The following is a 9,027-nucleotide window of genomic DNA, read 5'->3' as shown; positions in this document are numbered from 1 at the left end:
GATAAAGGCGACAAAGGAGATAAAGGTGATAAAGGTGATAAAGGTGATAAAGGTGATAAGGGTGATAAAGGCGATAAAGGAGATACGGGCCCTATTGGTCCTCAAGGTCCAACTGGAATGAAACCACAAGAAATCCGTATTATGGACCAACGCATTCATCATCTTGAAAATCGCGTTAATAAACTTGATAAACGCGTAAATGGATTAAGTGCAACAATCGCTGCTGCGGCTGCATTACCACAATCGACTATTCCGGGTAAATCAATGTTTGCTGCGGGTAGTGGTATTTCTGCAGGCTCTTCAGCTGTGGCCGTTAGCTATTCAAGAATGTCTGATAATGGGAAAACCGTTGTAAAATTTGTCGGTACGGCAAATACCAGTAAGGATTATTCAGCGGGTGTCGGTGTTGGCTATCATTGGTAATCATTAATCTGGGGAGATAATCCCCTTTTAAAAAGACAAAGGGCTGATTTTAAATGTCAGCCCTTTATTTTATGGTAAATTTTATTCCACCACAGCCCAAAATTCGGCAACGGTGTGGAAAGATCCAAAGACTAAAACCACATCATTTTTCACCGCACTTTTAAGTGCTGTACGCACACCATCTATAACAGAATTATCAGATGTAGCTTGAACGTGTGGGAAATGACTTTTCAGTTTATCAGCTAATTCATCGCCCGACTGCCCGCGATAACCGCCTAAGGTCACACAATACCATTCGTCAATTATAGGCGTTAAATGCGAAAATACCCCATTTGCATCTTTATCTTTTAGCATTCCACATACGGCAATTATTTTGCCCTCGATGCTATGTTTAAGTGCGGTCAATTTTTCAGATAAATATTTTGCGGCATGAGGATTATGCCCCACATCAACGATGATTGTTGGCAAGGTTTCAACTGGTACGCCAAGGTAATCCGCTAATTTTTCACGTTTATCTGCTTTTATTGCTTGAAAACGACCGACCAACTCCACCTCTTGCAAAGATTTTCGCAAAGTCTGTTCTGAAATATCAAAAGGCAAGTATTGAACGGCTGCTAGAGCCGTTGCGGCATTCGCCAATGGAATCTGACAAAACGGTAAATTTTCTAACCGCACTTTTTTATTTTGCCATTGCCAATTTTCAGCATTTTGCTCAAATGACCAATCCACATTGCGTCGAGCAACTTGGCAATGTAATTTTTCAGCCTGATCTAACATTGTTTGCGGCACATTAGGTTCGCCAATCACGACAGGGCAATTTTCGCGAAAAATTCCAGCTTTTTCAAAAGCAATGGCTTCTCTGGTATCCCCAAGAAAATCGGTGTGATCAATATCGATGCTAGTAATCACCGCAAGATGGCTATCCACAATATTGGTCGCATCTAAACGTCCGCCCAGCCCCACTTCTAAAATCACCACATCTAACTTTGCTTGCTTAAATAAATGCAAGGCAGAAAGGGTGCTAAATTCAAAATAAGTCAGTGATTCCGTTTTATTTTCATCAATAAAAGCAAAAGAGGCTGTATGTTCTTCATCGGGTAAATCTTGATTTTGAATGCGTACTCGCTCATTATAACGCAATAAATGGGGCGAAGAATACACGCCCACACGTAATCCGTGATTAAGCAAAATCGTTTCTAATAAGCGGCAAGTGGTGCCTTTACCATTCGTCCCCCCCACAGTTATCACATAAGGAGCGGGATGAAGTAAATCCAATTTTTCAGCCACGGATTTAATACGATCTAAACCGAGATCAATGGGTTTAAAATGGCTTTTTTCTAAATAAGAAAGCCACTCAGCGAGTGGCGAAGTGGCTTTAAGTTGCATATTATTCATCTTCTGAAATAAGTTCAGGTTCTACAAAAGGAGAAGGTTGGTTAGTTAGTTTACTCAGTACACTTGCTAAAGTTTTACGCATTTCTGAACGTTTGACGATCATATCAATTGCCCCTTTCTCAAGTAAAAACTCACTGCGTTGGAAACCTTCTGGTAATTTTTCACGCACAGTTTGTTCGATAACACGAGGCCCCGCAAACCCAATTAAAGCTTTTGGCTCGGCAATATTTAAATCCCCTAACATCGCAAAACTTGCTGATACGCCGCCTAAAGTCGGATCCGTTAATACTGAAATAAATGGCACGCCTTTTTCACGCATTTGGGCAAGCACTGCGCTAGTTTTTGCCATTTGCATTAAAGAAAACAAAGCTTCTTGCATACGTGCACCGCCACTTGCAGAGAAACATACAAACGGACAATTCATTTCCATTGCCTTTTCAGCTGCTTTAACAAATTTTGCACCAACCACAGAACCCATTGAACCGCCCATAAAAGCAAAGTTCGATGCAGCCACAACAATTGGCATATTATAAAGTGTACCTGTCATAGTAATTAGCGCATCTTTCTCGCCCGTTTCTTTTTGCGCCGCACTGATACGATCTTTATATTTCTTTAGATCTTTAAATTTTAAAATATCTTTTGGTTCTAAATCTGCCGCTATTTCTTGGCTTGAACCTTCGTCCAATAAGTTTAATAAACGCTCACGTGCATCAATACGCATATGATGACCACATTTCGGGCAAACATAAAGATTACGTTTAAGTTCTTCACTATAAAGTACTTGTTCACAAGAAGTACATTTTGTCCACACGCCTTCCGGCACATTGGCTTTTCGAGTGGAAGAAGAAGGACTTTTACTAAAAATTCGGTTAATCCAGCTCATTTTTTGACCTTTTTATTGACTAGAAAATTGCGCGTATTAGAACATAAATTTATAGAATTTGCTACTTGTAAGGCGTTTTTGTACTGCTCCGATTTCCTTTTTAACAAGATAATCTACTCTCCTATTATTGAACATTTTTTTTATTTTTTTGTCTTATAGACCACGTTATCTGAAACCTTATTTTGGAGTATTTATGAAAAAAACACGTTTTGTATTAAATAGCATTGCACTTGGATTAAGTGTATTAAGCACATCATTTGTTGCCCAAGCCACTTTGCCAAGTTTTATTTCGGAACAAAACAGTCTTGCACCAATGTTAGAAAAAGTTCAACCTGCGGTGGTGACGCTTTCCGTTGAAGGGAAAGCCAAAGTAGATTCTCGTTCTCCTTTCCAAGATGATATTCCTGAAGAATTTAAATTCTTCTTTGGGGATCGTTTTGCCGAACAATTTGGTGGACGTGGAGAGTCAAAGCGTAACTTCCGTGGTTTAGGTTCTGGCGTCATTATCAATGCAAGCAAAGGTTATGTTTTAACCAATAATCACGTTATTGATGGGGCTGATAAAATCACTGTGCAATTACAAGATGGGCGTGAATTTAAAGCGAAATTAGTGGGGAAAGATGAACAATCAGATATTGCGTTAGTTCAACTTGAAAAACCAAGTAATTTAACAGAAATCAAATTTGCCGATTCCGACAAATTACGCGTAGGCGATTTCACTGTTGCAATTGGTAATCCATTTGGATTAGGTCAAACGGTGACATCAGGTATTGTTTCTGCATTGGGTCGTTCAACAGGTTCTGACAGTGGCACTTATGAAAACTATATTCAAACCGATGCAGCCGTAAACCGCGGTAATTCGGGTGGTGCATTAGTCAATCTAAATGGCGAACTTATTGGCATTAATACCGCAATTATTTCTCCAAGCGGTGGCAATGCAGGAATTGCCTTTGCGATTCCAAGTAATCAAGCAAGCAATTTAGTGCAACAAATTTTAGAATTTGGTCAAGTGCGTCGCGGATTGCTTGGTATTAAAGGTGGCGAACTCAATGCTGATTTAGCCAAAGCCTTTAATGTAAGTGCGCAACAAGGCGCATTTGTGAGCGAAGTTTTACCGAAATCTGCTGCTGAAAAAGCAGGTCTTAAAGCGGGCGATATTATCACGGCGATGAACGGTCAAAAAATCTCAAGTTTTGCTGAAATGCGTGCAAAAATTGCAACTACTGGTGCAGGCAAAGAGATTAGCTTGACTTACTTACGAGACGGTAAATCCCACGATGTTAAAGTGAAATTACAAGCGGATGATGGTAGCCAACTTTCCTCAAAAACTGAGTTGCCTGCATTAGATGGCGCAACATTGAAAGACTACGATGCAAAAGGCGTTAAAGGCATTGAAATCACAAAAATTCAACCTAATTCGCTGGCTGCACAACGTGGTTTAAAAGCGGGCGATATTATTATTGGTATTAATCGTCAAATGATCGAAAACATTCGTGAATTAAATAAAGTGCTTGAAAATGAACCCTCCGCAGTTGCACTTAATATCTTACGAGGTAACAGTAATTTCTATTTATTAGTGCAATAATCTGCTTGATATATTTAAGAAAAAACCGATTTTCAATCACTGAAAATCGGTTTAAAGAAGAACAATTTTATTGAACGATTTCGCCGACAATACTGCGAGTTGCTTCTTTCACTTCAGTAAGTTTCACTTTCACAATATCACCTATTTTGTAAATACGCTCACCTTTAATATAAAGGGCAATCTCATCAGAATTCACCTGCATTTCTTCTTTATTATTATGTAAAGTGGACGCAGGTATAAACATTGAGGCGCCATTTTCTAATAATTGCACACGTAATCCACCACGCATAACATCTTGTACTTCCGCCTCAAATTCGGCATTTGATGCAACTTTATCAGCAAGATAACGGCAATATAACCAATCCGCAATATCACGCTCAACTAAGCGATTTTGGCGACGAGCCTCTTGTAAACGTGCCAGTACTTCATCTTGTGGTTTATTACAAGTTTGTTGTGTCAATACTGCTTTAATTAAACGATGGTTCACCATATCAGAATATTTACGAATTGGTGATGTCCATGTCGCATACCCTTCTAAACCAAGACCAAAGTGCGGTGCTAATTCCGATTTAAATTCAGCGAAAGTTAAATAACGACGTAAACGGAATTCTAAATAATCACCTTCAATTGGTTCAATATCATGGCGCATTTGACAATAACCGTTTAATGTTGCCAAATTTTCTACCGAATAACGCTCTGCAAGCTCAGCTTGATTTTGTTCATTGGCTAAATTTGCCATTAAGAAATTGTGCGCGTTCTCTAAGAATTTCTTATCAAAACCGCTATGCGTATTGAAAATACCAGTTTGAGCCTGCTCTGCTAAGAATTGTGCGGCACAAATGTTAGCAATAATCATCGATTCTTCGACAATTTGATTGGCTATACGACGATATTCTGCTTTGATTTCTGCCACTTTGCCATTTTCAGCCAGCACAAAAGAATAATCCGGTTTTTCTTTAAATAACAAAGAATGAGTCTTACGCCATTGAATACGTGCTTTGGTAAATTGATGTAACCAATCAATTTGCTGTGCAATTTCTGGAGTTTCAGGTTGCCATGCGTTATCTGCCTGTTCTAAATAATCCGACACTTTGTTATAAGCTAATTTCGCTTTAGATTGAACATAAGCCGAAACAAAATGCGGTTTGGCCGTGATATTGCCTTCAAGATCCGTTTCGATATAACAAACAAGCGCTGGACGCGTTTCATTTGCGATTAACGAACATAATTCATCAGATAATTCGCGTGGCAACATTGGGATGTTAAAGCCAGGCAAATAATTGGTGAAACAACGCTGTTTCGCATCTTTTTCAATTTGAGAATCTAACGCGATATAAGAAGTTGGATCCGCAATCGCGACAACTAATTTCCAACCTGTTTGTACACCATTTTGTTCGATAGGCTCGATATATAAGGCATCGTCCATATCCTGTGTGCTTTCAGAGTCAATCGTCACAAAATGAAGTGCAGTCAGATCTTCACGGGTTTGTTGATCTAACATTTCATAACTTTTAGCGCCTTGCACAGGATAACGAGATTGTTCGTGGCGTGCCAATGTTACCCACCAAGGGGCAAATTCATCGTCAGCTCGGCAAATAAACTGATTAATAGTGGCATAGAAAAAGCGATCATCACGCAATGGGTGAGTTTTTAAATTAGCAACCACCCAATCACCTTCTTGTAATTCTTCTTTTACGGATTTAGCTTGTTGTGCGCCGATTGGTTGATTGATACTTGGATGATCCACCAAAACTTGCAATTTCTTGTCTTTATTGAACCGCACTTTTGCAATGAAACGTGTCAGCATTGGTTCAATTAAGGCTTCTGGCTCGGCTTGTTCTTTATCGCCTTGCTTTTCAATGGTGGCTTTGATTTTGTCGCCGTGCATCACCTTTTTCATTGAAGGCGGTGCGATGAAATAGGTTTTCTTATCGCACTCTAAAAAACCATAGGCTTTATCTGTACTTTTTACCACGCCTTCTACATGCTCTTTGCTGTCGTGGATTTGTTGTTTAAGCTGTGCGAGTAAAGGATTATCTTGAAACATAGTTATATTTTAAAAAAGAGAAAAGGCAGACTGAAAAGCCTGCCTAAAAAGAATGTAAGAAAAATTATTCTTCGCCTAATTCGCCCATTGCGGTAATGTTGAAACCTGCATCCACGTGAACGATTTCGCCGGTAATACCCGATGCTAAATCAGAGCATAAGAATGCTGCTGAGTTACCCACATCTTCGATAGTGACAGTGCGACGTAATGCTGCGGTTTTCTCAAATGCAGAAAGCATTTTCTTGAAGTTTTTAATACCTGATGCTGCTAAGGTACGGATAGGACCAGCAGAGATCGCATTCACACGAATACCTTCTTTACCTAAATCAGCCGCCATTACGCGAGTTGCCGCTTCAAGAGACGCTTTCGCTAAACACATCACGTTGTAGTTAGGAATTGCACGTTCTGCACCTAAGTAAGAAAGGGTTAATAAAGCTGCATTTGGATTTAAGTAAGGACGTGCCGCTTGTGCCATGGCTACAAAACTGTATGCGCTAATATCGTGAGCAATACGGTAGCCTTCACGCGTTGCAGCATTGACATAATCTCCATCTAACTGGTCGCCTGGTGCAAATGCGATAGCGTGTACGAAACCATCAAATTTGTCCCAACATTTGCTTAATTCTGCAAAGCAGTTTTGGATGCTTTCATCGGTTGCCACATCTAAAGGAAGCACGATATCAGAACCAAATTCTTTGGCAAATTCTTCTACTCGCGGTTGTAATTTATCGTTTAAATAAGTGAAAGCAAGTTCTGCACCTTGTTCTTTCATTGATTTTGCGATCCCGTAAGCGATAGAACGATTGCTTGCAAGACCAGTTACTAAAATGCGTTTACCTGTTAAGAAACCCATAATTTTTCCTATATTGTTAGCGTAAAAAACTTGCGTAGTATAAGCGAAAATTTGTCTTTGTACAAAGCAGACCAATTTTTCTAAGAAAACCAACCGCACTTTATTTACAAATTTGTTTGAGCAAAAACCTAAAATCAGCGAAAATAGCCCACATTTTTAATTGAACAAAGAAGAAACAATGAGTTATCCATTAGAAGAAGTTAATAAACGTCGCACTTTTGCGATTATTTCCCACCCCGATGCAGGTAAAACAACCATCACCGAAAAAGTACTTTTATACGGAAATGCGATTCAAACAGCAGGTTCTGTAAAAGGCAAAGGCTCCACTGCGCATGCAAAATCCGACTGGATGGAAATGGAAAAACAACGTGGAATTTCGATTACCACTTCCGTAATGCAATTTCCTTATAACGATTGCTTGGTGAACTTACTTGATACTCCGGGGCACGAAGATTTCTCTGAAGATACTTACCGCACTTTAACCGCTGTGGACAGCTGTTTAATGGTTATCGACTCCGCAAAAGGGGTTGAAGAACGTACAATTAAACTAATGGAAGTAACTCGCTTACGTGATACGCCAATCATCACTTTCATGAACAAACTCGACCGCGATATTCGCGATCCGATGGAATTGTTAGATGAAGTTGAAAATATTCTGAAAATTCGTTGTGCGCCAATTACATGGCCGATTGGTTGCGGAAAATTATTTAAAGGCGTTTATCATATCACTAAAGATGAAACCTATCTTTATCAATCAGGTCAAGGCTCTACTATTCAAGAAGTTCGGATTGTCAAAGGTTTAAATAGCCCTGAATTAGATGCCTCCGTTGGCGATGATTTAGCACAACAACTTCGCGATGAATTGGAATTAGTGCAAGGCGCAAGTAACGAATTTGAACATGATGCCTTCATTAAAGGTGAACTTACACCAGTATTTTTCGGGACAGCATTAGGTAACTTTGGTGTGGATCATTTCCTTGATGGTTTAACACAATGGGCGCCAAAACCACAATCTCGTCAAGCAGATACAAGAACCGTTGAAAGTTCAGAAGAAAAATTCAGTGGTTTCGTATTTAAAATTCAAGCCAACATGGATCCAAAACACCGCGACCGAGTTGCCTTTATGCGTGTTGTTTCAGGCAAATATGAAAAAGGCATGAAACTAAAACATGTTCGAATTGGTAAAGATGTAGTGATTTCTGACGCACTCACCTTTATGGCTGGCGACCGTGCTCACGCCGAAGAAGCTTACGCAGGTGATATTATTGGTTTACATAATCACGGTACGATCCAAATTGGCGACACCTTTACGCAAGGTGAAACCTTGAAATTTACGGGGATTCCAAACTTTGCGCCAGAGCTATTCCGCCGTATTCGCTTGAGAGATCCTCTCAAACAAAAGCAATTACTTAAAGGTTTAGTACAACTTTCAGAAGAAGGTGCTGTTCAGGTATTTCGCCCATTAATGAACAACGATTTAATCGTGGGCGCTGTAGGTGTCTTGCAGTTTGATGTGGTGGTTTCTCGTCTAAAAACTGAATATAACGTAGAAGCCATTTATGAGAATGTGAACGTTGCAACCGCACGCTGGGTGGAATGTGCCGATGCGAAAAAATTCGAAGAATTTAAACGCAAAAATGAGCAAAATTTAGCTTTAGATGGTGGAGATAACTTAACCTATATTGCGCCAACAATGGTAAATCTGAATTTAGCTCAAGAACGTTATCCTGATGTCGTTTTTTACAAAACTCGTGAACATTAAAATGACAAAGTGCGGTGAAATTGATCTGCACCCCAAAAGTTGGACTCAACAAACCAACAATTGAGGTGCAGATTTTTTA

At 39.6% G+C, this 9,027-nt stretch carries 7 protein-coding genes; 3 read left to right on the top strand and 4 right to left on the bottom strand.

Annotated elements, in window-relative coordinates; translation table 11 throughout:
* Nucleotides 1-423 (top strand): YadA-like family protein (locus ABW51_RS09060; protein WP_197271854.1); only part of this gene is annotated, 423 nt, incomplete at its 5' end.
* A gap of 81 nt (nucleotides 424-504) precedes the next feature.
* Here ABW51_RS09060 and folC read toward each other — a convergent pair.
* Nucleotides 505-1,809, bottom strand: a complete 1,305-nt coding sequence (gene folC, locus ABW51_RS09055) for a bifunctional tetrahydrofolate synthase/dihydrofolate synthase (RefSeq protein ID WP_053466483.1) — start codon at nucleotides 1,807-1,809, stop codon at nucleotides 505-507.
* Nucleotide 1,810: 1 nt separating this feature from the next.
* Nucleotides 1,811-2,701, bottom strand: a complete 891-nt coding sequence (gene accD, locus ABW51_RS09050) for an acetyl-CoA carboxylase, carboxyltransferase subunit beta (protein WP_053466482.1) — start codon at nucleotides 2,699-2,701, stop codon at nucleotides 1,811-1,813.
* Between the two features lie 193 nt (nucleotides 2,702-2,894).
* Here accD and ABW51_RS09045 point away from each other — a divergent pair, with 193 nt between their 5' ends.
* Nucleotides 2,895-4,286: a DegQ family serine endoprotease gene (locus ABW51_RS09045; RefSeq protein ID WP_053466481.1), complete on the top strand. Its 1,392-nt coding sequence runs from the start codon at nucleotides 2,895-2,897 to the stop codon at nucleotides 4,284-4,286.
* 67 nt (nucleotides 4,287-4,353) lie between these two features.
* Here the strand turns inward: ABW51_RS09045 and rnb are convergent, their stop codons facing one another.
* Entirely contained in the window at nucleotides 4,354-6,333 is a 1,980-nt protein-coding gene (gene rnb / locus ABW51_RS09040; protein WP_053466480.1) for an exoribonuclease II, read from the bottom strand.
* 64 nt (nucleotides 6,334-6,397) lie between these two features.
* Nucleotides 6,398-7,186 (bottom strand): SDR family oxidoreductase, encoded by a 789-nt coding sequence (locus ABW51_RS09035; RefSeq protein ID WP_053466479.1) that lies wholly within the window; start codon nucleotides 7,184-7,186, stop codon nucleotides 6,398-6,400.
* 178 nt (nucleotides 7,187-7,364) lie between these two features.
* Here ABW51_RS09035 and prfC point away from each other — a divergent pair, with 178 nt between their 5' ends.
* Nucleotides 7,365-8,948, top strand: a complete 1,584-nt coding sequence (gene prfC / locus ABW51_RS09030; protein ID WP_053466478.1) for a peptide chain release factor 3 — start codon at nucleotides 7,365-7,367, stop codon at nucleotides 8,946-8,948.
* Nucleotides 8,949-9,027 lie beyond the last annotated feature (79 nt).

It is taken from the genome of Haemophilus sp. C1, from assembly GCF_001276515.1.
Lineage (GTDB): Bacteria > Pseudomonadota > Gammaproteobacteria > Enterobacterales > Pasteurellaceae > Haemophilus.
Note: the sequence above shows the minus strand (reverse complement) of the source record. Positions and strands in the feature narration are given on the sequence as shown.